The organism is Haloarcula sp. CGMCC 1.6347 (genome assembly GCF_037078395.1).
GTDB lineage: Archaea > Halobacteriota > Halobacteria > Halobacteriales > Haloarculaceae > Haloarcula > Haloarcula amylolytica.
In genome coordinates this window covers 306,971-331,014 of the sequence record NZ_JAYMGX010000002.1, presented here as the reverse complement: position 1 = coordinate 331,014, position 24,044 = coordinate 306,971, and the positions used below count along the sequence as shown (strand labels likewise).

29 protein-coding genes and 1 tRNA gene are annotated in these 24,044 nt (G+C 64.9%); 22 read left to right on the top strand and 8 right to left on the bottom strand.

The annotated features are described in order from the left end of the window. Nucleotides 1-34: 34 nt before the first annotated feature. The gene (locus VI340_RS10065) at nt 35-694 is read left to right on the top strand and encodes a TVP38/TMEM64 family protein (protein WP_008312874.1); all 660 of its coding nucleotides are present in this window, start codon (nt 35-37) and stop codon (nt 692-694) included. Here VI340_RS10065 and VI340_RS10060 read toward each other — a convergent pair. Together VI340_RS10060 and VI340_RS10055 are read right to left on the bottom strand one after the other, a co-directional pair. Beyond that, the gene (locus VI340_RS10060) at nt 672-3,251 is read right to left on the bottom strand and encodes a PAS domain S-box protein (protein ID WP_336358285.1); all 2,580 of its coding nucleotides are present in this window, start codon (nt 3,249-3,251) and stop codon (nt 672-674) included. The genes VI340_RS10065 and VI340_RS10060 overlap by 23 nt on opposite strands. A 46-nt stretch (nt 3,252-3,297) precedes the next feature. Next, nucleotides 3,298-3,420 (bottom strand): HVO_2523 family zinc finger protein, encoded by a 123-nt coding sequence (locus VI340_RS10055; protein WP_004591539.1) that lies wholly within the window; start codon nt 3,418-3,420, stop codon nt 3,298-3,300. Between the two features lie 105 nt (nt 3,421-3,525). On the opposite strand from VI340_RS10055, the gene VI340_RS10050 reads away from it, so the two are divergent. Beyond that, nucleotides 3,526-5,046, top strand: a complete 1,521-nt coding sequence (locus VI340_RS10050; protein ID WP_336358284.1) for a sulfite oxidase — start codon at nt 3,526-3,528, stop codon at nt 5,044-5,046. A gap of 43 nt (nt 5,047-5,089) precedes the next feature. Then, nucleotides 5,090-5,380 carry a DUF7526 family protein gene (locus tag VI340_RS10045; RefSeq protein ID WP_008312878.1) on the top strand — a complete coding sequence of 97 codons (291 nt, stop codon included), beginning with the start codon at nt 5,090-5,092 and terminating at the stop codon, nt 5,378-5,380. An 82-nt stretch (nt 5,381-5,462) separates the two neighbouring features. Here VI340_RS10045 and VI340_RS10040 read toward each other — a convergent pair whose 3' ends face one another. Then, nucleotides 5,463-8,564: an adenosylcobalamin-dependent ribonucleoside-diphosphate reductase gene (locus VI340_RS10040; RefSeq protein WP_336358283.1), complete on the bottom strand. Its 3,102-nt coding sequence runs from the start codon at nt 8,562-8,564 to the stop codon at nt 5,463-5,465. Between the two features lie 574 nt (nt 8,565-9,138). Between VI340_RS10040 and VI340_RS10035 the strand changes: the two genes are divergently transcribed. The 3 genes from VI340_RS10035 to VI340_RS10025 all read left to right on the top strand — a co-directional run bounded on the left by VI340_RS10035 (nt 9,139) and on the right by VI340_RS10025 (nt 12,326). Further along, the gene (locus VI340_RS10035; protein ID WP_064287673.1) at nt 9,139-9,708 is read left to right on the top strand and encodes a J domain-containing protein; all 570 of its coding nucleotides are present in this window, start codon (nt 9,139-9,141) and stop codon (nt 9,706-9,708) included. Nucleotides 9,709-9,745: 37 nt separating this feature from the next. After that, nucleotides 9,746-10,429: a phosphoglycolate phosphatase gene (locus tag VI340_RS10030; protein WP_014040882.1), complete on the top strand. Its 684-nt coding sequence runs from the start codon at nt 9,746-9,748 to the stop codon at nt 10,427-10,429. Nucleotides 10,430-10,694: 265 nt separating this feature from the next. Further along, on the top strand, nt 10,695-12,326 hold the full coding sequence (locus VI340_RS10025; RefSeq protein WP_336358282.1) for a GTPBP1 family GTP-binding protein: 1,632 nt from the start codon (nt 10,695-10,697) through the stop codon (nt 12,324-12,326). Between the two features lie 12 nt (nt 12,327-12,338). Here the strand turns inward: VI340_RS10025 and VI340_RS10020 are convergent, their stop codons facing one another. The 5 genes from VI340_RS10020 to VI340_RS10000 all read right to left on the bottom strand — a co-directional run bounded on the left by VI340_RS10020 (nt 12,339) and on the right by VI340_RS10000 (nt 15,280). After that, nucleotides 12,339-12,836, bottom strand: a complete 498-nt coding sequence (locus VI340_RS10020; protein WP_008312883.1) for a hypothetical protein — start codon at nt 12,834-12,836, stop codon at nt 12,339-12,341. A 6-nt stretch (nt 12,837-12,842) separates the two neighbouring features. Then, nucleotides 12,843-13,775 (bottom strand): methenyltetrahydromethanopterin cyclohydrolase, encoded by a 933-nt coding sequence (gene mch / locus VI340_RS10015; RefSeq protein WP_336358281.1) that lies wholly within the window; start codon nt 13,773-13,775, stop codon nt 12,843-12,845. Nucleotides 13,776-13,799: 24 nt separating this feature from the next. Beyond that, nucleotides 13,800-14,132, bottom strand: coding sequence for an MTH1187 family thiamine-binding protein (locus VI340_RS10010; RefSeq protein ID WP_008312885.1), 333 nt, complete (start codon nt 14,130-14,132; stop codon nt 13,800-13,802). A gap of 118 nt (nt 14,133-14,250) precedes the next feature. Continuing rightward, complete coding sequence (locus VI340_RS10005) at nt 14,251-14,901, bottom strand: HVO_2922 family protein (RefSeq protein ID WP_008312886.1); 651 nt, start codon at nt 14,899-14,901, stop codon at nt 14,251-14,253. A 307-nt stretch (nt 14,902-15,208) separates the two neighbouring features. Then, a tRNA-Gly gene (locus VI340_RS10000) sits at nt 15,209-15,280 on the bottom strand. Nucleotides 15,281-15,629: 349 nt separating this feature from the next. Between VI340_RS10000 and VI340_RS09995 the strand changes: the two genes are divergently transcribed. The 16 genes from VI340_RS09995 to VI340_RS09920 are packed head-to-tail and all read left to right on the top strand — an operon-like array spanning nt 15,630 to nt 24,043. Next, the gene (locus tag VI340_RS09995; RefSeq protein ID WP_004957426.1) at nt 15,630-16,475 is read left to right on the top strand and encodes a putative RNA uridine N3 methyltransferase; all 846 of its coding nucleotides are present in this window, start codon (nt 15,630-15,632) and stop codon (nt 16,473-16,475) included. Nucleotides 16,476-16,479: 4 nt separating this feature from the next. Continuing rightward, nucleotides 16,480-17,496 (top strand): 50S ribosomal protein L3, encoded by a 1,017-nt coding sequence (gene rpl3p, locus VI340_RS09990; protein ID WP_008312890.1) that lies wholly within the window; start codon nt 16,480-16,482, stop codon nt 17,494-17,496. A 3-nt stretch (nt 17,497-17,499) separates the two neighbouring features. Beyond that, on the top strand, nt 17,500-18,240 hold the full coding sequence (gene rpl4p, locus VI340_RS09985; protein ID WP_008312892.1) for a 50S ribosomal protein L4: 741 nt from the start codon (nt 17,500-17,502) through the stop codon (nt 18,238-18,240). Beyond that, entirely contained in the window at nt 18,237-18,494 is a 258-nt protein-coding gene (locus VI340_RS09980) for a 50S ribosomal protein L23 (RefSeq protein WP_004591553.1), read from the top strand. Before rpl4p ends, VI340_RS09980 begins: the two co-directional genes overlap by 4 nt. Before the next feature lie 2 nt (nt 18,495-18,496). Then, entirely contained in the window at nt 18,497-19,219 is a 723-nt protein-coding gene (locus VI340_RS09975; RefSeq protein ID WP_336329132.1) for a 50S ribosomal protein L2, read from the top strand. Then, entirely contained in the window at nt 19,216-19,638 is a 423-nt protein-coding gene (locus VI340_RS09970; RefSeq protein WP_004516967.1) for a 30S ribosomal protein S19, read from the top strand. The genes VI340_RS09975 and VI340_RS09970 overlap by 4 nt, the downstream gene beginning before the upstream one ends. Before the next feature lie 2 nt (nt 19,639-19,640). Beyond that, nucleotides 19,641-20,108, top strand: a complete 468-nt coding sequence (locus tag VI340_RS09965; RefSeq protein WP_008312913.1) for a 50S ribosomal protein L22 — start codon at nt 19,641-19,643, stop codon at nt 20,106-20,108. After that, entirely contained in the window at nt 20,108-21,025 is a 918-nt protein-coding gene (locus VI340_RS09960) for a 30S ribosomal protein S3 (RefSeq protein ID WP_008312915.1), read from the top strand. The genes VI340_RS09965 and VI340_RS09960 overlap by 1 nt, the downstream gene beginning before the upstream one ends. After that, complete coding sequence (rpmC, locus tag VI340_RS09955) at nt 21,022-21,237, top strand: 50S ribosomal protein L29 (protein ID WP_004516964.1); 216 nt, start codon at nt 21,022-21,024, stop codon at nt 21,235-21,237. The genes VI340_RS09960 and rpmC overlap by 4 nt, the downstream gene beginning before the upstream one ends. Next, a complete protein-coding gene (locus VI340_RS09950; RefSeq protein WP_336329133.1) occupies nt 21,237-21,521 on the top strand; it encodes a ribonuclease P protein component 1 in 285 nt (94 codons plus the stop codon). The genes rpmC and VI340_RS09950 overlap by 1 nt, the downstream gene beginning before the upstream one ends. Then, the gene (locus VI340_RS09945; protein WP_008312918.1) at nt 21,512-21,865 is read left to right on the top strand and encodes a 30S ribosomal protein S17; all 354 of its coding nucleotides are present in this window, start codon (nt 21,512-21,514) and stop codon (nt 21,863-21,865) included. Before VI340_RS09950 ends, VI340_RS09945 begins: the two co-directional genes overlap by 10 nt. Continuing rightward, the gene (locus tag VI340_RS09940; protein ID WP_004516961.1) at nt 21,865-22,263 is read left to right on the top strand and encodes a 50S ribosomal protein L14; all 399 of its coding nucleotides are present in this window, start codon (nt 21,865-21,867) and stop codon (nt 22,261-22,263) included. Before VI340_RS09945 ends, VI340_RS09940 begins: the two co-directional genes overlap by 1 nt. A 4-nt stretch (nt 22,264-22,267) precedes the next feature. Further along, a complete protein-coding gene (gene rplX, locus VI340_RS09935) occupies nt 22,268-22,630 on the top strand; it encodes a 50S ribosomal protein L24 (RefSeq protein WP_008312919.1) in 363 nt (120 codons plus the stop codon). After that, a complete protein-coding gene (locus VI340_RS09930) occupies nt 22,627-23,331 on the top strand; it encodes a 30S ribosomal protein S4e (RefSeq protein WP_008312920.1) in 705 nt (234 codons plus the stop codon). Before rplX ends, VI340_RS09930 begins: the two co-directional genes overlap by 4 nt. Further along, a complete protein-coding gene (locus tag VI340_RS09925) occupies nt 23,328-23,861 on the top strand; it encodes a 50S ribosomal protein L5 (RefSeq protein WP_004591562.1) in 534 nt (177 codons plus the stop codon). Before VI340_RS09930 ends, VI340_RS09925 begins: the two co-directional genes overlap by 4 nt. Further along, on the top strand, nt 23,858-24,043 hold the full coding sequence (locus tag VI340_RS09920) for a 30S ribosomal protein S14 (RefSeq protein ID WP_008312921.1): 186 nt from the start codon (nt 23,858-23,860) through the stop codon (nt 24,041-24,043). Before VI340_RS09925 ends, VI340_RS09920 begins: the two co-directional genes overlap by 4 nt. The last annotated feature ends 1 nt before the right edge of the window (nt 24,044 follow it).

Here is a 24,044-nt window from a genome sequence, read left to right as displayed (position 1 = left end):
AGCGTTTGTCGATTGCTACCGCTCAATTGGGTAGATGGACCGCCTCGCGAAGCGACAACTGGTCGGGACTGCCGGGCTGGTGGTAGTCGTCGCCGTCGCGACAACGCTGCTCACCCCCGAGCGGGTAGTGGCCCAGACGACGCATCTCGCCGACCACCCTGTCTACCTCGCCGGCGTCATCGTCGGGCTGTACCTAGTTCGCCCGTTCTTCGCGTGGCCGACGATGCCGCTGTCCGCGTTCGTCGGGTTCGTCCTCGGTGTCAAATACGGCTTCCCGGTCGCACTGATGGGCGCACTCGTCACCTGCCTCATCCCCTACCGGTTCGCGCTCCGGGCCGGCGAACAGGGCGGGATGTTCGGCTGGCTGGGCGACTCAGGCCGCCGGATTATCGAGGTGACCGGCGAGACGCGGGGGGTGCTCGCGGCACGGCTCTCACCGGTGCCTGCGGACCCCGTCTCTTATGGAGCCGGGTTCGCCCGCGTCTCGCCGCGCTCCTTTGCGGTCGGGACGTTCCTCGGCGAAATTCCGTGGGTCGCGGTCGAGGTCACCGCGGGCGCGTCGCTGCGGTCGCTGACGCTCACGGGGCTCAGTGTCGACGCGCTCCCGCACGTCCTGTTGTTCTCCGCGGCGCTGGCCGTGCTGGTGCTCGCGGGGCCGGCCTACCGCCACGTCAACGCTCCGAACTCGTCGTGAACTCGAACCGCGCGCCGCCGTCCTCGCTTTCGGTCACCGACACAGACCAGCCGTGGGCCTGTGCGACCTCAACGACGATTGCCAGCCCGAACCCGGTCCCGGTGTCGCTCGTGGTGTAGCCGCGCTCGAACACGTCATCTCGCTCTTCTGGTGGGATTCCCACGCCGTCGTCGGCGACGTAAAATCCGTCGTCCGTTGTTCCGACGGAGACAGTGACCGGGGCTGCGCCGTCTGCACAACGTCCGTGTTCCACACTGTCGTCGGACTCCGTCCGACTGCTCGTGGAGCCATGTTCCACACTGTTCCGGAACAGGTTCTCAAACACCGTGCGAAGCCGTGCCGCGTCGGCTTCGACCGCCGTCGTCCCGTGTTTTTCGAGCGTGGCTTCGCCGGTTTCGACATCGATCCAGGCCTGGCTCGCAAGGGCAGCGAGGTCGACCATCGTCGTCTCGCCGACCGTATCGCCCTGTCTGGCGAGCGTCAACAGATCGTTGATGAGTTCGTCCATCCGGTCGGCCGCGGACGCCGCCGCTTCGAGGTGCGAGACGTCGCCCGACGTCCGAGCGACCGATATCCGACCTTTGACCACGTTCAGCGGGTTTCGAAGGTCGTGGCTGACGACAGACGCGAACTCCGCGAGCTGTCGCTCTCGCTCTTTCCGGTCGCTGATATCGCGGATGACGCCCGCTGTACCGTTGAACTCCCCGTCCGCGGCCGGAAGCAACGCGATGTGGATTTCGATAGGGGTGTGCGCCCCGTTCTGGTCGACGATATCCGTTTCGAAGGTCACGTTCTGCCGGGTCGGGTCAGACAGCATGGTCCGGATGAGGTCATTGCCGCGGTTGATGTCCTCGCCGGCCATGATCGTGGAGATGTGCTCGCCGACGAGTTCGTCGGGCTCGAACCCCGTCAGTCGCTTTATCGCCTCGTTCGCGTAGGTGAACACGCCCTCGTCGTCGAGGGTGTACACCGGGTCACCGACGGCCTCGATGATCGTCTCGTAGCGTTCGAGTTCCCGTTCGCGTTGCTTGCGCTCCGTCGTCTCGCGCATCACGCCGACCGAGCCGTCGAAGTTCCCGTCCTCGTCGAACAGCGGTGCGATCCTGTCCTCGTTGATCCGGACTGTCCCGTCAGCGGATATCGTCCGCATCTCGTAGGCCCCCCACGTCCGCTCGTCGTCGTCGAGCAGGTCACAGATGAGTGCTGTCGCTCTTTCGACATCCGTCTCGGGCATGAAACGGACTGGTTCCGAGCCGACGATTTCCGAGCGGTCGTACCCCAGATGGGCGGCCATCGCCTCGTTTACCATCTCTACTGCCCCGTCAGTATCGAGGACGTACATCGGGTCCCCGACGTTTTCGACCAGCGTCCGGTACTCCCTGAGCTCCCGTTCCCGGCGTTTCCGTTCCGTGATATCCCGGCCGATACCGGCAATCCCGAACAGGTCGCCGCGCTCGTCTTCGATGAGCGAGCCCTTGAATTCGTACTGGAGCGCCCTGCCGTCAGCCGTCTCGACACCTGCTTCAACGGTTCCGTATCCGGTCTCCAGCGTCTCCTCGAACACTCGCCATAATTTCTCGTGGTCGGAATCCACGATGAGTTCCCCAATGCCCATCGACGCTAACTTCTCGTTTGTGTAGCCGGTCACCGACGAGACGGTGTCGTTCCATCGGACCAGACTGCCATCGGGACCGACAACGTAGAACATATCGTCGACGGAGTCGATGAGCTTCTCGGTAAATGCCCGCTGATTCGCGAGTTCGCGCTCGCGCTCCTCGCGCGCGGTTACGTCAGTGATGAACCCTTCGAGGATTTCGACCCCGTCGTCGTCAGTGCCGACGACGCGCCCGCGCTCCCACATCCAGCGGGTCTCACCGTCGGCCGTCTCGATCTGGTAGGAGACTTCGAACGGTTCGCCGGCGGCGATACAGGTCTGGACAGTCTCCCAGAGACGCTCCGTCTCAGAATCCTTGATCAGCGTCCCCCAGGAGACGTCGCCGCTCTCGAGCGCCTCCGAACTGTAGCCGACTAACTCCGTCGCACCGTCGCTGACGAACTCCATCGGCCAATCGGGTTCGTTCCGTGCGCGGTACACCATCCCCGGCAGGTTCGAGATGAGCGTCGACAGCATCCGCTCGGACTCTTCGAGCGCGGCCTTGGCCCGCCGTTCCCCGACAGCCCGCTCGATACGGTTGGCAAGGACAGTGTACTGGTCCGTCCCGACTCCTTTCTGGAGGTATTCGGTGACGCCAGCGGAGATGGCATCACTCGCGATTTCCTCGTTTCCTTTGCCAGTAAAGAGAATAAAGGGTAGCTCCTCGTACTCCTCGCGGACGACCTTCAGGAATTCGAGCCCGTCCATACCCGGCATGTCGTGATCGCTGACGACACAGTCGAACGTGCGCTCGGACAATCGCTCTAACCCATCTGCCGCGCTTCGCACGGTACAGACGGAAATATCACCGTGAGTTTGCTCCAGATGGACCGCCACGAGATCGCCAAGGTCGGGGTCGTCGTCGACGTGCAGCACCGAAATCTCTCCCCCGTGGCCACTCATATCACCTCTTTCGTTGTTCCAAGATATTAAACCCGCGAGCGTATCGTCAGTAGAACGTGTCAGCGCAGTCATATACGACGCCGTGCTCCGGACAGACGTACTTGCAGTGTCGGTGGTACATTGCCCGTTCACAGAGCGGGCAGGGCCGACCCCCGGGCTGCTCGTCCATGATTTCGTAGAACAGCTCCGCTCGCTTGTGTCTTCCGGAGTTTCGGAACGGAATCCGGACGAAATTGGAACAATCCCTTTTGCCGGGTAGACCCTCGATTGAGTCATGACTGACGACCTCCTCGACTCGCCCGGCGGTCGGCTGCTGGTCAGCGTTGCCGCCGCCATCGCGGGCCTGGCCGGCTCTTACGCGGTGACCGGCTACGCACCCGCGTTCGTCGCCTCACCTATTGAGCGGACGCTCGCACGGTCGATGCCCGGTATCGTCGTCTCGACTGCCATCTCGACGCTCGGCAGCCTCGGCCAACAGCTCAATCTCCTGCTCGCTATCGGACTCGCGGGGCTGTTCATTGCGCTGGCAGCCAGGGCAGCAATCCTCACCGGCCAACTGGCGAACAACCGCGCCCTCCCGGTCGTCGGAACGGCTGTCGTGACCTGGGCCGTGAGCGTCGTCCTCACCGGCGAGGTCGTCCTCGCGGCCGGTCCGGCGGTTCCCGCCGCCGCCGTTGTCGGACTCGCACAGACACTCGACAGATTCGGTGGTCCGATGTCACCGATCTCCTCGAAACGGCGGCGGGCGCTCTCGACGGTCGGCGCGGCCGTCGGCGCGGCGACGGTCGGCTACGCGGCTGGCAACCAGCGGTCGGTCGTCGCGACGGGTGACGATGCGCCCGCACTCAACGCGCCGGGGGCCGATCTCGACGATATCGACGAAAAGCTCGCCGTCGCAGCGGACTATTCCCTGGGCTTCGACGATATCGACCCGCTGGTCAGCGAGAACTTCTACGAGGTCGACATCAACTCTATCGACCCGGAACTCTCGGCCGCGGACTGGTCGCTTTCGATCACCGGCGCCGTCGAGGAGGAGGTCACGCTCACCTACGCGGACCTGCTGGAGATGGATGCCGAAAACCGGTTCGTTACGCTCCGTTGCGTGGGCGAGCGCCTCAACGGCTACAAGACGGACACCGCGCTGTGGACTGGCGTTCCCGTCGACAGCCTCCTCGAAGAAGCCGGCGTCCAGAGCGGCTGTGAATGCGTCATGCTCCGAGCCGAGGACGACTACTACGAGGAGTTCCCCATCGACGCACTCCGGGGCGGGATGCTCGCCTACGGCATGAACGGGAAGGTCCTCCCGCGCGGCCACGGCTACCCCGTCCGGGCACTGGTCCCCGGCCACTGGGGCGAAGTCAACGTCAAGTGGCTCTCGGAGATCGAAGTGCTGGACGAGGAAGCCGACGGCTACTGGGAGAAACGCGGTTGGCAGGGGACCGGCCCCGTCAATCCGGTCGCCAAGCTCCACCACGAATCGGTGCTTTCGGACGGCCGCCGGCGCATCGGCGGCCACGCCTACGCCGGCCTGCACGGCGTCCAGCGCGTCGAAGTCTCCACCGACGGCGGCGAGACGTGGGCGGACGCGACGCTCTCGGACCAACTGCCGGCCGCCAGCGGCGACGGCCCCGCAGAGGACGCGTGGCGACAGTGGGAGTACACCTACGACCCACCGTCCGGCGGCCACACCGTCGTCGTCCGGATGGTCGACCAGCGCGGCGAGGTGCAGCCTGAGGAGGAGACCGATTCCTATCCCAGCGGTCCCTCGGGATGGGTCTCCAAGCAGTATTCGTAGTGCAAAGCGAGCGGCACATACCGCTGTAGTCGCTATCGTGGGTATGGACGAGACGATTGCCGGCGAGGTCATCCACGTCGTGGAGCCGGCCGAGCACGAGGATTACGACTTCGAGCCCAAGATGGCGTCGCTCGCGGACTCGCGCTACGTCATCGTCTGTCGCAAGGGCGGGAAGCCATCGTGGCTCGAACGGATCGCGGCCTTTCTCCGCCGCCAGCCTATCGAGCCGGTGACACTCGTCGCGGACTCGGCGGCCGAGGAGGGCGCAGAAATAATGGCGGTTGTCGAAGAGACTGGTATTTCTGGCGTGTACGACGTGACGGAATTTCGATAGCAGAACGCGACGGGACAGCGCGGACAGAAAAGAACGGCCGCAGGCGCGTCGAAATCAGAATCCGCGTCTCAGGCGGTAGCGTTCAGCACTCGGACCAGCCACAGGACTCGCAGGTCTTGCAACCCTCTGAGTAGTACAGCGACAGCGAGCCACAGTCAGGACACTCCGGGCTTTCGCCGGCGTCGATGATGTCCTGCTGGTCGCCACCTACGTCAGATGCGGCGGCGGCCGCGCCGCCGTCGGTCTGAGTCTGCGTGGCGGTCTCGCCGTCGGCCTTCTCGGCAGTCTCCTCCAGCGTAGTCTGGTCGGGGTAGGCCTTGTCGACGTCGCCGTCGAGGTAGCGACGCAGGGCTGTGCCGATGGCGTCCGGGATGGACTGGATCTGCTCGCCCTTGTCCCAGGCGACCTTCGGCGACCGGATGCCCTGCAGTTCGTCGGCGATCTCTTCGGGGTCGACGCCCGAGCGCAGCGCCGTCGAGATGGTCTTGGCCAGCGCCTCGGTGAAGGAGGCGGTGAAGCCGCCGGAGTTGCCGATGTTGGCGAACAGTTCGAACGGCCGGTCGGCCTCGGGGTCCTCGTTGATGTTGACGTAGAGCTTCCCGTAGCCGGTGTCGATGCGCTGGGTCACGCCGTGGAGTACGTCCGGCCGAGTCTGCTTCTCGGCGTACTCGGCGTCCCCGTCGGCGACACCAAGCACCTGTTCGATGGAATCATCGATGGCCGCCTGGACGGCCTCGTCTTCGAGGAAGCCCTCGATGCCGCCGAAGACCTCCTCGATCTGGGCGACGATCTCGTCGGCGTCCATGTCCGAGAACTCCGTGTTCTGGGCGCGCGTCGTCAGCACCTGCTTGCTGCGGGTGCCGTCGCGGTAGTAGGTGACGCCCTTGCCGCCGTGGTCGTAGATGTACTCGAACACTTCGGCGGCGTCCTCGGTCGTGGAGTCGTTCGGGGCGTTGACCGTCTTCGAGATGGCGGAGTCGACGCCTTCCTGACAGGCCACCTGGATGCCCGCGTGCTGCTTCGCCGAGAGGTCGCCAGTGGTGACGAACAGTTCGCCGATAGCGTCGGGCACGGTCGTCAGCCCGTCGACGCCGTCGAACTCGTTGTTGGCCATCTGCTCCTGGGCCTCCTGTTTGACGGCCTCGACGTCGATGTCGTTGTCCTCCAGCGCGCGGAGGAAGTAGTCGTCGAACTCCACGAGCATCTCGTCGCCCTGCACGTCGTCGGAGACGTTCTTGTAGTAGGCGACGTTGTAGATCGGTTCACACCCACCGGTGGTGTTGCCGATCATCGAAGTCGTCCCGGTCGGGGCGATGGTCGTGGTGTTGTGATTGCGGATCGGGTAGCCGTCAGCCCAGTCCGCGGCGTCCTCGCCGGTCTGCTTCTCGAACCACTCGGGGTAGTCCGTCGGGTTCGCGTACTTGGAGTTCTCCCACTCGGAGAAGACACCACGGTCCTCGGCGAGTTCGTGGCTCGCGGCCTTGGACCCGTGGTTGATGTGGCGCATCGTCTGGCGGGCGATCTCGTTGGCCTCTTCGGTCCCGTAGGCGACGCCGAGCTGGATGTACAGCTGGGCCAGGCCCATGATACCGAGGCCGATCTTGCGCATCTCCCGGACCTTCTGCTCGATCTTCTCGACCGGGAAGTCGGACATCGTGACGACGTTTTCGAGGAAGCGGGTACCGAGTTCGATGCGGCGGTCGAACTCCTCCCAGTCGATGGCGTCCTCGAGGAACGCGTCGATAGCTGCCTCCTTCGAGTCGTACTCGCCGGCGTGCTGGTCCGACCAGACGCGCCAGTCCGGCGCGTCTTCGGCGGCCAGCGTCGAGAGGTTGATGTGCCCGAGGTTGCAGGCCTCGTACTCCTCGAGGGGCTGTTCGCCACACGGGTTCGTGGCGAGAATCTCGTGGTCGGGGTGCTCCTCGACGTCGAAGGAGTGCTGCTTGTTCACCCGTTCGAGGTAGATGACGCCGGGCTCGCCGTTCTCGTGAGCGCCCTCGACGATGTCGTCCCAGAGTTCCTCGGCCGGAATCGAGAGCTCCTCGCCGACCTCGACGTGCTCGCCGAGGCCGAACATGTCGTACAGTTCCTTCGTCTCCTCGGTGGCGATGTGGGCCTCGCCCGTTCGCGGGTTGGTGAAGGTGAACTCCTCACCGGCCTTCAGCGCCTCCATGAAGTCGTCGGTGACGCCGACGGAGATGTTGAAGTTCGAGAGGTGGCCCTCGACGGCGTTGCGGAGGTGCTTTGGCACCTTTCCGTCGTCGTCGATGAGTTCGCGGGCCTCCTCCAGCGCCTCGGCGAAGGAGTTGTGCGTGAAGTCGTCCGGGTCGTTCAGGCGCAGCGTCTCGGCGAGCGAGACGTCCTTGTTCTTGGCGTGGATGAACTGGATGACGTCCGGATGGGAGACGCGCATGACGCCCATCTGTGCGCCGCGGCGGGCGCCACCCTGGGCGATAGTCTCGCACATCTGGTCGTACGTCCGCATGAACGTGATGGGGCCGGACGCGATGCCGCCGGTCGAGCCGACGGGGTCGCCGTACGGGCGGAGCTTCCAGAACGCGTAGCCCATGCCACCGCCGGACTGGAAGACCTGTGCGGCCTCCTTGGCGGTCTGGTGGATGTCGTCGATGTCGTCACCAGGGGAGTCGACGAAACAGGCCGAAAGCTGCTGGAGTTCGTCGCCAGCGTTCATCAGCGTCGGCGAGTTCGGCATGAAGGAGAGCTGCTCCATCTGCTCCTGGAATGCGTCGGCGGTCGATTCGACGTGGTCGCGGACGCCCTCGGGCAGTTCCGGGACGACCGTCTCGTAGGCGAACTTGTTGACGTTGTAGACAGAGAGCTCGGTCTCGACGTCGTCGTCGACGGACGTTCCCTTGCCGAACACCTCGTCGGCGAGTTCGTCGCGGCGCGGGTGGTCGGGCTTCAGCTGGTCCGGCGAGACGTGTACGTCGACGTCCTGCTTGTTGGCCTCGAACACGGCCTCGGCGAGCGCGATGTTCTTCGCGACACGGTCGAAGAGATCTTCGGGTTCCTCGATGAGGTCACCGTTGGCGTCCTTCCGGAGGTAGCGAGCCGGGAGGATGTTGTGGTAGGCGTTGCCTGTAAGTCGCTCTTCGATAGTGTCACCGTCGGTACGTTTGATCGGGAGCGTGATCTCGTCGGCGGAAAGGTCGCTGTTACTCATCGCCCGCTCCTCCTCCCGACAGCGGCCGTCTGTCGGTCGATACCCCTCGTCGTAGCTACCCGTGATCCTGTCATTTCTGGCGGCGAATACGTATTCATCGATAGCGTTTAATCCTTCTTGTCTGCGATTCGGCGGCGGCCGTAGCAATCTCGGGAGTCGTGGCTACGGTACTCGACGAACTGTGCTGGTGACGCGTGAAACGATAGCCGCGTACAACGGAATAGATGCCGTCGATTCTCCTTAATACTGTCCAGACCGAGGTGAAAGTGAAACCCCGGCCCTGTGAACCACCAGACGTAAGCGAGATATCCAATGGAAACTGGCGGGGGTTTGCGGGTGAGGATATACGCTCGCCAACAGTGCGTAGGGATGTAATAAGGCTGTGTCAGACGCCCCGCCGTAGTGCGGTTTCGATGAAACAGGCCTGTCAGTCCGTGCGGTGTCGATATGGTGTGGTGGTAGCTCAGTTCGTCCCTGTGCCATCCGGGAACGTGCCCGGTATTCAGTTCGAGGCCGGACCGAATGGAAGGCGAGAGGCGGGACGCTTACAGGTCTGTGGACCGAAGGAGTGTGCGTGCAGTACGACGGGCTCACCAAGGGAATCGCAGTGGTGTTTGGAGGCCTGACAGTCGTCCTGACAGCGGTGGGCCTCGTGATCAATCCCGCGGTGCTCTTCCTGGCGCTCATGTTCGGCGCGTCGACGTATTTCATGTACTACCACCTCAGCGGGAAGATGGCCGCGAGCCTCTACGAGCGGGTCGAACGACAGGCGGCACAGAACACGGGGAACGCCCGCCGCGGTGGGTTCGGGGCCGGCCCACGCGAAGAATGGGAACCGCCACGAGACGGCCGGCGAGCGCGCCGCTCGCGAGCGTCGCAGGGTGGCCAGCGTCGTCGCCAGGGGCGGCAGCGACAGCGTCGCCAGGCAGCGGGCGGCCGGCAGCGCCGACAGCGGGTTCAGTCGTCGGGACCGAGTCCGGCGGAGGCCTACCAGCGGCTCGGCATCGAGCCGGACGCCGATCAGGGGACGATCAAGCGGGCTTACAGGGAGAAAGTCAAGGAGGTCCACCCCGACACTGACAGCGGGAGCGAAAGGGAGTTCAAGCAGGTGCAAGCGGCCTACGAAACGCTGACTGACGACTGACCGCAATTCCCATATGCGGCGCTCCGAACCCGGACGTATGGACAACGACACGCCGCCGCTCATCGTCGACATCGACGGAACGTTGACTGACGAAAGCCGAGCGATTGACCCCCGCGTCATGCCGGTCCTTCGCGAGTGGCCTGCACGCGTCGTCATCGCGACCGGAAAAGCGATGCCGTTTCCAATTGCGCTCTGTGAGTTTCTCGGCATCGAACGGACGGTCGTCGCCGAGAACGGCGGCGTGGTGTTCGTCGAAGCTACCGACGAGCTCAGACTCGAAGGCGACCACGAGGCGGCGCTCGCGGTCGGCGAGGCCTATCGCGACCTGGGCCATGACCTGGGGTTCGGACAGGTCGACCTGGCAAACCGATGGCGCGAGACGGAACTCGTCGTGTCGCTCGACCAGCCGCTCGAACCGCTGGAGGACCTGGCCGCGGCACGCGGGCTCGTCGTCCTCGACACCGGCTTCGCGTACCACGTTACAGACCCGGTCGTCGACAAGGGGACGGGCCTCGAAGCGGTGTGTGCTGAACTGGACCTCGCTCCGGAGACGTTCCTCGCCGTTGGCGACTCAGTGAACGACGCCCAGATGTTCGACCTGGCTGGAGAGGCCGTGGCCGTCGCCAATGCCGACGAGACAGCGCTCGAACGCGCCGACCGGGTTACCGACGGGACCTACGGCGACGGCTTTCTCGAAGCAGTCGCGCCGTACCGGGAGTGACAGTCGTGTGATTCACTTTTAGACCAGTCGCTAATCAGATAGGCAAACAGGAGACACCATCGGCGCAACCCAGCACACGGAGCGGCGTCACACAACCGCAAACTCCGTGTGGCGGCTCAGTCCACGACCCGGTCTGGCCGCGCCTTCGCGTATAAATATCCGCCGAGCGCTACTGTGAGAGGGATACTCAGCCACCGCGCTCAGGAGTTCTCTGGAGCCGTAAATCCGGGGAAGGCTTATATCTGCCCCACAGTAACGGGAGGATATGAGCCCCGACCGGGCCGTCCTCCGGCGCGCGCTTGACCGCGGCGAGCGGGAGGGCGGCAGCGTCGAGTTCAAAGAACGGCTCACCGAAGATCTCCACCTGTCAGAGGGGCGACTCGAATCCCTCGCAGCGCAACTCCGCCACCGCGTTCTCTCCGGGGACGGGGAGGCGACGTACGTCGTCGGCGTCACCGACGACGGCGGTCTGGCCGGCATTTCGCCGGCGGAGTTCTCAGAGTCGATGGACGTACTCAGCCTGCTGGCAGAGGAGGCCGGCGCGCACATCGAGGAAGTGAAAACGTGGGGCGTCGACGGCGTTTCGGAAGACGGGGCGACAGTCACCGACGGCATCGTGGGCGTCGCGACGGTTTCGGAGGGATCGGTCCTCGCAGACGACGACCACATCGTCGTGGGTACAGCCGGCCACGTCGACCACGGCAAATCCACGCTCGTGGGGTCGCTGGTCACCGGCGACCCTGACGACGGCGAAGGCGGGACACGCGGCTTTCTGGACGTTCAGCCACACGAGGTCGACCGAGGTCTCTCGGCGGACCTCTCCTACGGCGTCTACGGCTTCGACGAGGACGGCGAGCCGATCCGCATGGACAACCCACATCGGAAGGACGACCGCGCGCGGGTCGTCGAAGCATCCGACCGGCTCGTTTCCTTCGTCGACACTGTGGGCCACGAGCCATGGCTACGGACGACGATCCGCGGCCTCGTGGGCCAGAAACTCGATTACGGTCTCCTGACCGTCGCGGCCGACGACGGAGTGACAGAAACCACGCGCGAACACCTCGGCATCCTGCTGGCGACGGACCTTCCGACCATTGTCGCAATCACCAAGACCGACCTGGTCGATGCGGAACGGGTCGCGGAGGTCGAACGCTCCGTCGAGCAGGCACTGCGAGAGGTCGATAAGACGCCGCTCCGGGTGGCGCGACACGGCGTCGATACGGCCATCGACGAAATCTCCGAAACCGTCGTCCCCGTCGTCACCACCAGTGCCGTCACCAAGGCGGGGCTGGACGACCTCGACGAGATGTTCGAGGCGTTACCCAAGACGGCCGGCGAGGTGGGCGACTTCCGGATGTACGTCGACCGGACGTACAACGTTCAGGGGGTCGGCGCAGTCGCCTCTGGCACCATCAAATCCGGCGAGGTCGAAGCCGGCGACGAACTGCTGCTCGGGCCGATGCAGGACGGGAGCTTCCGCGAGGTGGAGGTCCGGTCCATCGAGATGCACTACCACCGGGTCGACGAGGCCAAGGCCGGCCGCATCGTCGGCATCGCGCTGAAGGGAGTCCGCGAGGCGGACATCGAGCGCGGGACGGTCCTGCTGCCGAGCGACGCCGACCCATCGCCCGTCCAGGAGTTCGAGGCCGAGGTGATGGTGTTGAACCATCCGACCCGTATCGGTGACGGTTACGAACCCGTGGTCCACCTCGAAACGGTCAGCGAGGCTGCGGCCTTCTATCCAGAGGGCGGGCAGTTGCTCCCTGGCGACGCGGGCAAGGCCCGAGTCCGGTTCAAGTTCCGTTCGTATCTCGTCGAGGAAGGCCAGAAGTTCGTCTTCCGCGAGGGGAGTTCCAAGGGCGTCGGGACCGTCACCGACACCGACCCGGCCGAGTAGCGGCCCGCTGTCTCACTGGTCTGTCCCGTCTTCAGTCGGCTGTCTGTAACCGTCGTCCGTTTTCTCGGCGAGTCCCAATATCACAGCCCACTCCAGCAGGTTCGCCGTGCGCTCCTGCCAGACGGCTTCCCAGTCGGTGTGACGTTCACGTTCCCAGCGAGGAATCTCCTCTCGGAGTGCATCGAACGCAGCGGCAGCCTCTACTGGCTCCGAACCGAGCACGGCGAGGAGCACGTCGACGCCGAAGACCGATTCCTCGAAGGCCGTCGCGAGGGCCGCCCGGTCGGGGTCGGTCCTCGTCCTGTAGTAGCCCCGGTCGCTCTCGGCGACCAGTCCCAGCGCCTGTAGGAAAACCAGATATTTTTGGGCCGTTTCGCGGTCGGACACGTCAGTCGCCGTCTGAATCGCGCGACAGCAGTCGGCCTCGCTGTCGGGGACGAGCGGAATCGCGTCTCTGGCGCTCTCCAGAAACGAGTGCGAGCGGGCCGGCGGCGCGACCTTGTAACGCATACCCGATTACAGGCCGAAGCTCTCGGCCAAGACGCCCTCGCTCGTCTCACCGACGACGTGCGTGTCGCCGCCGACCACGTCGATGGTGACCGCGGCGGGGCCGAACAGTTCGACCGGGAGCTCCGCGAAGTCCCAGTCGACGTCCTCGAAGACGCCTTCCAGCGGCTCGCCGTATTCTTCGGCCGCGACGGAAGGAACCTCGTCGAAGCGGTCGAAGGACTCGTCGACGGTGAGGTGGACCTCGCTGCCGTAGGCGAGCGCGTCCGTGGTCCGGGCCATCGCGGTCGCTTCGTCGCCGGCGACCGGCGCGACCGGCGCGCGGCCGCTGGCCGACAGGACCGACACCGGGTCGAAGCCGAGTTCGGCCAGTCGGAAGACGGCCAGTTCGGCGGCCCGGGCCGCGGCGACGACGCTCCCGGTGACACTCGCAGTCGCGAACGACGGCAGGAACACGCCCGTCTCGGGGACGCCGGTGCGCTCGGCGACCTGGCTCGCAACGTCCTCGTCCGGCAGTTCGTCGGTTTCCAGGGCCAGCACGGCGAAGTCGGCGTCCTCGCGGTAGCCGATGCGCTGGAAGGCCTCCTCCTCAGCGACGAGCGCGCGTGCGGGACCGCTCCCGAGTGCCTGAAAGTCGTCGACGGCCAGTTCCCAGCCGCCCTTTTGCGAGCACAGCAGGGCCAGCGCCGGATGGTCCGTCGACAGTTCGACGTGGTTCAGCGGCGCGCCGTCGACGGTGGCCATCGTGGACTGGACCGTCGCCAGCCCGGCCGTCTGGATTTCCGCGAGCAACATTCCGGCTTCGACAGCGCCGGGGACCTCGACGCCGAAGTCCAGCACCGCGGCGTCGCCCTCCAGCGCGTGTACGTCTATCGTGAGCTCGTCGGCGAAGTCGATGGCCTCGTCGACGAGTTCCGTGGCCATCCGATTGAGACTATCCATACGCCGTCTTTGGCACCCTTCCCTTTAATTGCCGCCTTCGGTCGCGCCGCTTCTGGCCGCCCGACCCAGATGCTCCTCGACGGCGTCGACCTTGTCTTGTGCCTGCTGGTCGACGGTCCGCTTGTCGTCGATCTTCAGGAACGTGCTCACGCGGTCGCTCTGCTCGCCGACGGCCTCGTGAGCCGCGTGGGTGGCCGCGAACAGTTCCTTGCTGTCCTCCGCTTCGATGATGGTCCCCATCGGTGTCGTCTCGTACTCGACGTCGAACGCCTCCAGCGCCGCGACGGCGTCGGCGACGTAGGAGGACATGCTACCTTCGATGACCGGTGCGACCGAGAGAAACCCTATGCAGGTCATATCGGTCTTCACGCGCGCCCGCGACCTAACCGCTGTGGTGTACGCGACCCGCCGTGGTGCTCGCGTGACGCTACCCGCTGTCAGACTGGACTAAAGAAGCCGCCGCTGTTCGGAACGATTACTCGCCTTCCTCAACCGGAGCCCCGCGAGCGTTCGTCTTCACGCTCTGGAGGCCCTGCTTCGCCTTCTGCTTGGAGGCGTAGCCCTGCCCGCAGTCCGCGATTATTTCCCCGTTGTCGTGGCGGAGCCGCCAGCGCGCCTTGCCCTCGCTGTCTTTGAAGAGTTCGAACGTCGCTTTGCTGCCCCCCTCTTCGACAACACCGTCGTCGTCTTTGGACTCGTCGACGACGTACGCGCCGGGCGCGTTGGATTTGACGCTCTCGAGGCCCTGCTTGGCTTTCTGCTTGGAGGCGTAGCCCTCCCCGCTGTCGGCGATGATGTTTCCGTTGTCGTGGACGAGCCGCCAGCGGTACTGCTCGGCGTTGTCCTCGTACACCTCGAACGTGGCCTTGCTCGCAGCCACGTCAGTCGCTACCTCCCCCTCGTCTTCGTCCCACTGCATATCGATTTCAAGTGAGACAGTGCCGTCTTCCTGCTCGACCTCCACCTCGAACTCGGATTCGGCCGGCGGCGTGACCGTCACAGTCTGTTCCTCATCTGCCGGGGCCGGCTCACCGCGGCTGAGTCTGTTCGCCAGCCGTCGGAAGTACGACGCAATTCCTCTTCGACTCCGCGTCTCCTGTGACTCGTGGACCGTCTCGTCTGTCATACAACCGGACTGTCGATGGGGTAGCAAATAATGGTACTCCCCATCTGTCAGGCAATGCGATAGTCGCTCAGGGGAACCCTCGATACGTGGTGTGCAATCAGATGACTCAAAGGGACGCATCGCTCGTCGGTTTGCGTCGTCAGAAATGCGCTGGCTGGGATTTGAACCGGAGCCAGACGGTCGCCCTCACTCGCTACGCTCGTTGTGGGCGCTGCGACTGGCAGGATTCAAATCCAGTTCGATTTTATGACTCACAGATTACGAGCACACGCTACGCGGTGCTCGGTGGAGTTGTTCGTCGTAGAAATGCGCTGGCTGGGATTTGAACCCAGGTTGTGACCATGGCAAGGTCACGTGATACCAACTACACTACCAGCGCGCACTTCGTTCTGCACTGACCCTTGCGGCCGTCGGCCGCTCGGTACCAGCGCGCAACGCCTCGTTGCAATCAAATCTGGCGGGGGTGAGAGTAAAAAGCCTTCCGTTTTCCGGGGAAAACCATGGGAAGTGAGGGCAATCGCCGCCCCGTCTGAGAGCCGTATCGTGTGATGGCGTCACGGGGCATGGCCTTTCGGAAGCGGCAATCCAGCGAACGGTCCCATCGGTCCCGAACCGGCATGACGGACCATGTGAACGCGACGCATCGCGAACGCGAAACGGGGCCTTTTTAAGCCCGGGAAGGGGAGATATCGGCACAGTCTAGTGGCGCGACGTGGAAGCGTCACGGCATGACGACCAGCGTACTCGTGCCGTCTTCCCTCGCACGGGAAGCCGAAGACAGACGCGAGGCAACTCGCAAGCTCGGTTACGTGGCCCGCGCGGCCGCGGTCTACCGGGTTGATCGGCTGACAGTGTACCCCGACCCTGACGGGGCGGGCAAGTGGGAAGACGGGTTCGTCGAAACCGTGCTGCGGTACGCCGCGACGCCCCCGCACCTCCGAAAGGAGATGTGGGGTAAGCGGGACGAACTGGAGTACGTCGGCGTCCTGCCGCCGCTCCGCGTGCGTTCACAGACCGGCTCCGGATCTGAGGGTTCGGGGTCGTTAAGACAGGGAATCGTGACCGAGGTCGGAGCTGATGGGCGCGTCCGGGTCAATTGCGGCATGCAACACCCGATCTCCCTTCCCGTCCCAGCGGATATGGACGTGGAACAGGGGGAGCGCGTGACCGTCAGGGTCTCTTCGCGACGGCCGGTCCGGGCGAAACTCGTCGACGCCCCCACAACGGGATTCGACGTTGTCGCCGCGGACCTCGATGCGGCACTCTCGCGCGACGATGCCGGGCTCACTATCGCGTCCTCGCGATACGGCGAGCCGGTAACGTCGACCCGTCTCGGCCAGTTGGCCGAGCGGCGCGACGCCGAGGGCGGCATGACCGTCGCCTTCGGGGCACCCGAGCGCGGGTTACCGTCGATACTCGACGTTGCCCCGGACGCCGTCGGGGGAGACCAGACGAGCGACGAACCAGAAGGGTTCGACCTCTGGCTGAATACGGTTCCGAACCAGGGCAGTGAGGTCGTGCGAACGGAGGAAGCTCTGTTCGCCTCCCTCACCTGTCTAACCCTCACGGAGTAAACGAATGCCACAACCAAGCAGACCACGCAAAGGCTCGCTGGGCTTCGGCCCGCGCAAGCGCTCGACGAGCGAGACGCCTCGCTTCAACAGCTGGCCGTCTGACGACGGGCAGCCGGGCGTCCAAGGGTTCGCCGGCTACAAGGCAGGCATGACACACGTCGTGCTCGTCAACGACGAACCCAACTCCCCCCGCGAGGGGATGGAGGAGACTGTCCCGGTGACAGTCATCGAGACGCCGCCGATGCGCGCCGTCGCCCTGCGAGCGTACGAAGACACGCCGTACGGTCAGCGTCCGCTGACGGAAGTCTGGACCGACGAGTTCCACTCGGAACTCGACCGGACCCTGGACGTTCCGGAGGACCACGACCCGGACGCTGCTGAGGAACAGGTACGAGACGCACTCGAGGCCGGTGACCTCGGGGACGTGCGACTCATTACGCACACCGTCCCCGACGCCGTCCCGAGCGTCCCGAAGAAAAAGCCCGACGTGATGGAGACTCGCGTCGGCGGTGGGTCCGTTTCGGACCGCCTCGACCACGCCCTCGACCTCGTCGAGGACGGTGGCGAACACGCCATGAACGACATCTTCCGCGCCGGCGAGTACGCCGACGTGGCCGGTGTCACGAAAGGCAAGGGGACGCAGGGTCCCGTCAAGCGATGGGGCGTCCAGAAGCGGAAAGGCAAGCACGCCCGCCAGGGATGGCGCCGACGGATCGGCAACCTCGGTCCGTGGAACCCGTCCCGTGTGCGCTCGACGGTCCCCCAGCAGGGGCAGACCGGCTACCACCAGCGCACCGAGCTCAACAAGCGCCTCATCGACATCGGCGACGGCGACGAACCGACCGTCGACGGTGGCTTCGTCAACTACGGCGAGGTCGATGGGCCGTACACGCTCGTGAAGGGCTCCGTGCCCGGTCCGGACAAGCGCCTGGTGCGCTTCCGGCCCGCGGTGCGTCCGAACGACCAGCCGCGCCTCGACCCCGAGGTGCGCTACGTCTCCAACGAATCGAACCAGGGATAACCTATGCAGGCAACAATCTACGACCTGGACGGCAACACAGACGGCGAGGTCGACCTGCCGGACGTCTTCGAGACGCCGGTTCGGACCGACCTCATCGGCAAAGCTGTACGTGCCGCACAGGCCAACCGAAAGCAGGACTACGGGTCCGACGAGTACGCCGGCCTCCGAACGCCGGCCGAGTCCTTCGGTAGCGGCCGCGGCCAGGCACACGTCCCGAAGCAGGACGGCCGTGCCCGCCGCGTCCCGCAGGCGGTCAAGGGGCGACGCGCCCACCCGCCGAAAGCCGAGAAGGACCGCTCGCTCGACCTCAACGACAAGGAACGGCAGCTGGCCGTTCGCTCGGCGCTGGCCGCAACGGCCGACGCCGACCTCGTCGCCGACCGCGGCCACGAGTTCGACCGTGACGAAGTGCCCGTCGTCGTCTCCGACGACTTCGAGGACCTCGTCAAGACGCAGGAAGTCGTCTCGCTGCTGGAGGCGCTCGACGTCGACGCCGACATCGACCGCGCCGACGACACGAAGATCAAGGCTGGACAGGGCTCGGCCCGCGGACGGAAGTACCGTCGCCCCGCCTCGATTCTCTTCGTGACCAGCGACGAGCCGTCGACGGCCGCCCGCAACCTCGCGGGGGCCGACGTGGCGACCGCCAGCGAGGTCAACACGGAAGACCTCGCGCCCGGCGGCGAGCCCGGTCGACTCACCGTCTTCACGGAATCCGCACTCGCGGAGGTGGCCGAGCGATGAGCTGGGATGTCATCAAGCACCCGCACGTCACTGAGAAGGCCATGAACGACATGGACTTCCAGAACAAGCTCCAGTTCGCCGTCGACGACCGCGCCTCCAAGGGCGAGGTCGCCGACGCCGTCGAGGAGCAGTACGACGTGACAGTCGAACAGGTCAACACGCAGAACACGATGGACGGCGAGAAGAAGGCCGTCGTTCGCCTCTCCGAGGACGACGACGCCCAGGAAGTCGCCTCCAGAATTGGGGTGTTCTAACGATGGGACGACGAATCCAAGGACAACGGCGCGGCCGCGGGACCTCCACGTTCCGTGCCCCGTCGCACCGTTACAAGGCGAATCTGGAGCACCGCAAGGTCGAGGACGGCGACGTCGTCGCCGGCACGGTCGTCGACATCGAGCACGACCCTGCCCGCTCGGCCCCGGTCGCCGCCGTCGAGTTCGAAGACGGCGACCGCCGACTCATCCTCGCGCCGGAAGGCGTCGGGGTGGGCGACGAGCTACAGGTCGGCGTCAGCGCCGAAATCGCACCCGGGAACACGCTCCCGCTGGCCGAGATCCCAGAGGGGGTCCCGGTGTGCAACGTCGAATCCAGCCCCGGTGACGGTGGGAAGTTCGCCCGCGCGTCGGGTGTCAACGCCCAGCTGCTCACCCACGACCGCAACGTCGCGGTCGTCAAGCTCCCCTCCGGGGAGATGAAGCGGCTTGACCCGCAGTGTCGTGCCACCATCGGCGTCGTCGCCGGTGGCGGCCGAACTGACAAGCCGTTCGTGAAGGCTGGCAACAAGCATCACAAGATGAAAGCGCGAGGGACGAAGTGGCCCAACGTCCGCGGTGTGGCGATGAACGCCGTCGACCACCCGTTCGGTGGCGGCGGCCGCCAGCACCCCGGCAAGCCCAAGTCCATCTCGCGGAACGCCCCGCCTGGCCGTAAGGTCGGGGACATCGCCTCGAAGCGAACTGGTCGAGGTGGCAACGAATGAGCTCAGAATATCAAATCGGCCACGAAGGAGAGTTCTCCTTCCGCGGCCACACGCTCGACGAGCTGCAGGAGATGGAGCTCGAGGAAGTCGCGGAACTGCTCCCCGCTCGACAGCGGCGAAGTATCGTACGCGGCCTGACCGAGGAGAAACACAAGCTCCTCGAAAAGGCCCGCGAGGCCGGCGAAGAGGAGACAGCCAACGACCCGATCCGGACCCACCTGCGCGACATGCCGGTGGTCCCGGAGATGGTCGGGCTGACCTTCGCCGTCCACGACGGCCAGAACTTCGAGCGTGTCAAAGTCGAGCCCGAGATGCTCGGCCACTACCTCGGTGAGTTCCAGCTCACACGGAGTAGCGTCGAACACGGTCAGGCCGGTATCGGAGCGACACGCTCCTCGAAGTTCGTACCGCTCAAATAATCATGGGAATCAGTTACTCAGTCGAAGCCGACCCGGACACGACGGCCAAAGCGATGCTCCGGGAGCGGCAGATGAGCTTCAAGCACAGCAAGGCCATCGCCCGCGAAATCAAGGGCAAAACGGCCGGCGAGGCTGTCGACTACCTCGACGCGGTTATCGAGGGCGACCAGCCCGTTCCGTTCAAACAGCACAACTCGGGCGTCGGCCACAAAAGCAAGGTCGACGGCTGGGACGCCGGACGATACCCGGAGAAGGCCAGCAAGGCCTTCCTCGACCTGCTCGAGAACGCGGTCGGCAACGCCGACCACCAGGGCTTCGACGGTGAGGCCATGACGATCACGCACGTCGCCGCCCACAAGGTCGGCGAGCAGCAGGGTCGCAAGCCCCGCGCGATGGGGCGTGCCTCGGCGTGGAACAGCCCGCAGGTCGACGTCGAACTCATCCTCGAAGAGCCGGAGGTCGAAGACTAATGGCCGACGAACAACAGTTCATCGAGGACGGACTCCAGCGGACCCAGATCGACGAGTTCTTCGCAGAGGAACTCGGTCGCGCCGGCTACGGCGGCATGGACGTCGCCAAGACGCCGATGGGGACCCAGATCGTGCTCAAAGCCGAGAAGCCAGGGATGGTCATCGGTAAGGGCGGGAAGAACATCCGGAAGATCACCACGGAACTCGAGGACCGATTCAACCTCGACGACCCGCAAGTCGACGTGCAGGAAGTCGACGAGCCGGACCTCAACGCCCGCATCGTCGCGGACCGACTGGCCAACGCACTCGAGCGTGGCTGGTACTTCCGCAAAGCGGGCCACACCACCATCGACCGTATCATGGAGTCGGGCGCGCTCGGCGCAGAGATCGTCCTCTCCGGGAAGGTCACCGGTGCACGCTCACGCGTGGAGAAGTTCAACCGCGGCTACGTCAAGCACAACGGCGAACCCGCGGAGGAAATCGTCGACAGCGGTGTCGGCGTCGCCGTGATGAAGCTCGGTACCATCGGGGTCCGAGTCAAGATCATCCCGCCGGACGCGGAGCTCCCCGACGACTTCGAGATCTACGAGGATGTCGACGTCGAGGACTACGTGGCCGACACCGACGGCGAGTCTGTCGAGGAACTCCTCGAAGGCGAGCCCGAAGACAGCGAGACGGCCGAGGAACTCGACGAAGACGTGGCCACCGGGGCCGACGACGAGTCCGAGGCTGACGAGGAGTTCGTCGACGAGGAAATCGTCGAGGAAGACGTCGAGGTCCCGACTGACGACGATGTCGAGGACGTCGACGTCGACGAACTCGAAGACGCTGTCGACGAGGAACTCGACGAGGACGTCGAGGCGGAAGCCGAAGAGCTGATGGACGAAATGGACGACGAGGAGGCTGACGACGAATGACCGTCCTCCACGTCCAGGAGATTCGGGACATGACGCCCGCCGAGCGCGAGGCGGAACTCGACGACCTGAAGACCGAACTGCTGAACGCCCGGGCCGTGCAGGCCGCGGGTGGTGCACCGGAAAACCCCGGTCGCATCAAGGAGCTGCGGAAGGCCATCGCCCGCATCAAGACGATTCAGGGCGAAGAAGGCGACCTGCAGGAGAACGAATAATGCCACTGACACCCGAGACGCTCCCACGACACGAACTCGTCGGCCTCGACTGTGAGGTCGTCGCGGCGTCCAACCCGGACGCCATCGGTATCAGCGGAACTGTCGTCATGGAGACGACACAGATGCTGACAATCGAGGGGGCCGACCGGGTGTGGCACGTGCCGAAGGACAGCGCGACTTTCGCCTTTGCCGTTTCCGGACAGCGAGTCCGGGTCGACGGCGACCGACTCGTCGCGCGTCCCGCTCGTCGCACAGAGAACACAGGAGATTCACTATGGCGCTAGGACTGAACGTACAGGAACCGGAGGAAACCTGTGCCGATCAGAACTGCCCGTTCCACGGAGAGCTCTCCGTGCGCGGACAGACACTGAACGGCGAGGTAGCCTCCACTGACATGGAGAAGACCGTTGTCGTCGAGCGCGAGTACGACGTGAAGGTGCCGAAATACGACCGCTTCATGAAGCGGCGGAGCCGCGTTCCGGCTCACGCACCCGATTGTCTCGACCTCGCGGTCGGTGACACGGTCACGATAGCAGAGTGTCGACCGCTCTCGAAAACGAAAAGCCACGTCGTCGTTAGCGCGGGCTCGGACGAGGCCGCGAACGACGAACAGGACGGTGATGCCTGATGGAAGCACTCGGTGCTGACGTCACGCAAGGCCTCGAGAAGGGCTCGCTCATTACGTGTGCGGACAACACGGGGGCGCGCGAACTCAAGGTCATTTCCGTCCACGGCTACTCGGGAACGAAGAACCGCCACCCCAAAGCTGGGCTGGGCGACAAGATCACGGTCTCGGTCACCAAGGGGACGCCCGAAATGCGTCGCCAGGTGCTCGAAGCCGTCGTCGTCCGCCAGCGAAAGCCGATCCGTCGACCCGACGGCACCCGCGTCAAGTTCGAAGACAACGCGGCCGTCATCGTCGACGAGAACGAGGACCCGCGCGGGACCGAGCTGAAAGGTCCTATCGCACGGGAAGTCGCACAGCGATTCGGCAGTGTGGCATCAGCAGCGACGATGATCGTATAGAACCATGAGCAAGCAACCAGACAAACAACGCAAGAGTCAACGACGTGCCCCGCTTCACGAGCGGCACAAGCAGGTCCGGGCGACGCTCAGCGCCGACCTCCGCGAGGAGTACGGCCAGCGAAACGTCCGCGTCAACGCTGGTGACACCGTCGAGGTGCTCCGTGGCGACTTCGCCGGCGAGGAAGGCGAAGTCCTGAAGGTGGACCTCGACAAGGCCGTCATCCACGTCGAAGACGTCACGCTCGAAAAGACGGACGGCGAGGAAGTCCCGCGACCGCTCGACACCTCGAACGTCCGCGTGACGGACCTGGACCTCGAAGACGAGAAGCGCGAGGCCCGTCTCGATTCGGAGGATGATTCCGCATGAGTAACCACCAGAAGCGACTCTCGGTGCCGGACAGTTGGCCCGTAGAGCGCAAGACCGCGACGTTTACGGTGAAAGCCGGCGCCGGCCCGCACGGTGAGGACGGGGTTCCCCTGCTCATCGTCCTTCGGGACGTGCTCGGCTACGCCGACAACCGCAAAGAAGCCCGCTACGCCCTCAACGAGGACAACGTCCTCATCAACGGGAAGGCCATCTCCGACGAGGAACGCCCCGTCGGGATGTTCGACATCCTGGCCTTCACCGAGCGCGAGGAGTACTACCGCGTGTTCCCCGGCGAGGGTGGTCGGCTGGCGCTGACCGCAATCGACCCGGACGCGGCCGAGTCCAAGCTCGGTAAAATCGTCACCAAGACCCACGTCTCCGGTGGCGACGTCCAGCTGGGCCTCCACGACGGTGAGACGCTCATCGTCGAGGACGACCAGACCTACGACGCTGGCGACTCCATCGTCGTCGGCAACGAGGACGGCGAAATCGTCGCCCACTTCGAGTACGAAGAGGGCGCGCTCGTCACCGCCGTCGACGGCGCCCACGCGGGCGAAGTCGGCGAGATCGAGGAGATTCAGGTGACGCCGGGGTCGGCCCAGAACAATGTCATCGTCTCTCAAGAGAACGGCGAGGGCTTCGAGACGGTCGAAGAGTACGTCGTCGTCATCGACGAGAACTTCACGGGTGATGACGAATGAGCTCCGAGAGTGAGTCCGGCGGCGACTTCCACGAGATGCGCGAACCGCGCATCGAGAAGGTCGTCGTTCACATGGGTATCGGCCACGGTGGCCGCGACCTCGCCAACGCAGAGGACATCCTCGGGGAAATCACCGGGCAGACGCCGGTACGAACGAAGGCCAAACGGACCGTCGGCGAGTTCGACATCCGCGAGGGTGACCCCATCGGTGCGAAGGTCACGCTCCGCGACGAGATGGCCGAAGAGTTCCTCCAGACGGCGCTGCCGCTGGCCGAACTGGCGACGAGTCAGTTCGACGACACCGGCAACTTCAGCTTCGGCGTCGAGGAACACACCGAGTTCCCGAGCCAGGAGTACGACCCGAGCATCGGAATCTACGGGCTGGACGTGACGGTCAACCTCGTCCGCCCCGGCTACCGCGTCGCAAAGCGCGACAAGGCGTCGCGCTCGATTCCGACGAAGCATCGACTCAACCCGGCGGACGCGGTCGCCTTCATCGAGTCGACCTACGACGTGGAGGTGAGCGAATGAGCGAAAGTGAAACCACAGACGAGCCCGATTCCGAGACGGCAACCAGTGAGCGAACTGGCCAGCTCGAGTCCTGTCAGCGCTGCGGTCGCGAACAGGGACTCGTCGGCAAGTACGACATCTGGCTGTGCCGCCAGTGCTTCCGCGAGATTTCGCGGGGCATGGGCTTCAAGAAGTACAGCTAAC

Bases quoted from the DNA above. Each gene is read 5' to 3' on its own strand.
- VI340_RS10065 (WP_008312874.1), top strand. From the start codon at position 35: ATGGACCGCCTCGCGAAGCGACAACTGGTCGGGACTGCCGGGCTGGTG.
- VI340_RS10060 (WP_336358285.1), bottom strand. From the start codon at position 3,251: ATGAGTGGCCACGGGGGAGAGATTTCGGTGCTGCACGTCGACGACGAC.
- VI340_RS10055 (WP_004591539.1), bottom strand. From the start codon at position 3,420: ATGGACGAGCAGCCCGGGGGTCGGCCCTGCCCGCTCTGTGAACGGGCA.
- VI340_RS10050 (WP_336358284.1), top strand. From the start codon at position 3,526: ATGACTGACGACCTCCTCGACTCGCCCGGCGGTCGGCTGCTGGTCAGC.
- VI340_RS10045 (WP_008312878.1), top strand. From the start codon at position 5,090: ATGGACGAGACGATTGCCGGCGAGGTCATCCACGTCGTGGAGCCGGCC.
- VI340_RS10040 (WP_336358283.1), bottom strand. From the start codon at position 8,564: ATGAGTAACAGCGACCTTTCCGCCGACGAGATCACGCTCCCGATCAAA.
- VI340_RS10030 (WP_014040882.1), top strand. From the start codon at position 9,746: ATGGACAACGACACGCCGCCGCTCATCGTCGACATCGACGGAACGTTG.
- VI340_RS10025 (WP_336358282.1), top strand. From the start codon at position 10,695: ATGAGCCCCGACCGGGCCGTCCTCCGGCGCGCGCTTGACCGCGGCGAG.
- VI340_RS10020 (WP_008312883.1), bottom strand. From the start codon at position 12,836: ATGCGTTACAAGGTCGCGCCGCCGGCCCGCTCGCACTCGTTTCTGGAG.
- mch (WP_336358281.1), bottom strand. From the start codon at position 13,775: ATGGATAGTCTCAATCGGATGGCCACGGAACTCGTCGACGAGGCCATC.
- VI340_RS10010 (WP_008312885.1), bottom strand. From the start codon at position 14,132: ATGACCTGCATAGGGTTTCTCTCGGTCGCACCGGTCATCGAAGGTAGC.
- VI340_RS10005 (WP_008312886.1), bottom strand. From the start codon at position 14,901: ATGACAGACGAGACGGTCCACGAGTCACAGGAGACGCGGAGTCGAAGA.
- VI340_RS09995 (WP_004957426.1), top strand. From the start codon at position 15,630: ATGACGACCAGCGTACTCGTGCCGTCTTCCCTCGCACGGGAAGCCGAA.
- rpl3p (WP_008312890.1), top strand. From the start codon at position 16,480: ATGCCACAACCAAGCAGACCACGCAAAGGCTCGCTGGGCTTCGGCCCG.
- rpl4p (WP_008312892.1), top strand. From the start codon at position 17,500: ATGCAGGCAACAATCTACGACCTGGACGGCAACACAGACGGCGAGGTC.
- VI340_RS09980 (WP_004591553.1), top strand. From the start codon at position 18,237: ATGAGCTGGGATGTCATCAAGCACCCGCACGTCACTGAGAAGGCCATG.
- VI340_RS09975 (WP_336329132.1), top strand. From the start codon at position 18,497: ATGGGACGACGAATCCAAGGACAACGGCGCGGCCGCGGGACCTCCACG.
- VI340_RS09970 (WP_004516967.1), top strand. From the start codon at position 19,216: ATGAGCTCAGAATATCAAATCGGCCACGAAGGAGAGTTCTCCTTCCGC.
- VI340_RS09965 (WP_008312913.1), top strand. From the start codon at position 19,641: ATGGGAATCAGTTACTCAGTCGAAGCCGACCCGGACACGACGGCCAAA.
- VI340_RS09960 (WP_008312915.1), top strand. From the start codon at position 20,108: ATGGCCGACGAACAACAGTTCATCGAGGACGGACTCCAGCGGACCCAG.
- rpmC (WP_004516964.1), top strand. From the start codon at position 21,022: ATGACCGTCCTCCACGTCCAGGAGATTCGGGACATGACGCCCGCCGAG.
- VI340_RS09950 (WP_336329133.1), top strand. From the start codon at position 21,237: ATGCCACTGACACCCGAGACGCTCCCACGACACGAACTCGTCGGCCTC.
- VI340_RS09945 (WP_008312918.1), top strand. From the start codon at position 21,512: ATGGCGCTAGGACTGAACGTACAGGAACCGGAGGAAACCTGTGCCGAT.
- VI340_RS09940 (WP_004516961.1), top strand. From the start codon at position 21,865: ATGGAAGCACTCGGTGCTGACGTCACGCAAGGCCTCGAGAAGGGCTCG.
- rplX (WP_008312919.1), top strand. From the start codon at position 22,268: ATGAGCAAGCAACCAGACAAACAACGCAAGAGTCAACGACGTGCCCCG.
- VI340_RS09930 (WP_008312920.1), top strand. From the start codon at position 22,627: ATGAGTAACCACCAGAAGCGACTCTCGGTGCCGGACAGTTGGCCCGTA.
- VI340_RS09925 (WP_004591562.1), top strand. From the start codon at position 23,328: ATGAGCTCCGAGAGTGAGTCCGGCGGCGACTTCCACGAGATGCGCGAA.
- VI340_RS09920 (WP_008312921.1), top strand. From the start codon at position 23,858: ATGAGCGAAAGTGAAACCACAGACGAGCCCGATTCCGAGACGGCAACC.